Annotated in this window: 1 protein-coding gene and 1 pseudogene; one reads left to right on the top strand and one right to left on the bottom strand. The window is 39.4% G+C overall.

The annotated features are described in order from the left end of the window. A pseudogene (locus VR7878_RS19705) lies at positions 1 to 219 on the top strand (IS630 family transposase); the annotation flags it as partial. A gap of 355 nt (positions 220 to 574) precedes the next feature. On the opposite strand, the gene VR7878_RS19695 reads toward VR7878_RS19705, so the two are convergent. Continuing rightward, a partial coding sequence (locus VR7878_RS19695; RefSeq protein ID WP_139343999.1) for an integrase core domain-containing protein occupies positions 575 to 792 on the bottom strand: 218 nt, incomplete at its 5' end.

Raw genomic sequence — 792 nt, 5'->3', positions numbered from 1 at the left:
CTGAAGTTAAATCCCAAGTTTATTCTACTGTTTCAGCCGGTTTATTCTCCGTGGGTGAACAAGATAGAGAAGCTTTGGCACGCTTTGCATGAAACAGTGACCCGGAACCATCAGTGTAAAACGATGTGGCAATTATTGCAGCGGGTACGTTACTTTATGGATAACGTTTCACCATTTCCCGGTAGCGGTTATGGTTTGATGAGAGTGGAGCATAATTAGGATCAGTTATTTAGTTCCTTCTAGTTATCATATTGTAGATGTTCTTAACTGTTACCTTAAATCTCAGTCTTGTCGAGATTCAAAGGCTTATTGTCAAACGGTTATCGATGATCCGTTTAACGCTGAAATCGAAAAAATTGGTGGTCTATCCTTGTCAATTAGAATTATAGACGAGCCAACTATCACACAAGAAATAGAAGTTGATAGGTATGTGTTCCCCTGTCAGCACTTATATCATCGATTTGGGTTTCAACAAGATCATCCAGCTTGTATAGAAGATCAAATTCAAGCAAAAGCGGTTGATTTAGGTTGTGATTGGTGCCCAAATTTCGATGCAGATGTAACCATCCCAGTTTTAATGGCACGATAAGTTAGAGTTTTTCCTGCTGTCGTGTCTTTCCAAATACTCCCAAGGCGTGAGATCATTTAGTGAGTCATGTGGCCTTTCTTCGTTGTATTCCCTCATCCAGTTTTCTGTCAAATCCCGGACTTCATTCAGCGTTTTAAAAACATACATATCCAGAATTTCCGTTCGGTAGGTTCGATTAAAACGCTCAATATAAGAATTTTCTG

It is taken from the genome of Vibrio ruber DSM 16370 (assembly GCF_900163965.1).
GTDB classification, from domain to species: domain Bacteria; phylum Pseudomonadota; class Gammaproteobacteria; order Enterobacterales; family Vibrionaceae; genus Vibrio; species Vibrio ruber.
The sequence above is the reverse complement of the archived record's forward strand: the minus strand, read 5'-3'. Positions and strand labels throughout refer to the sequence as shown.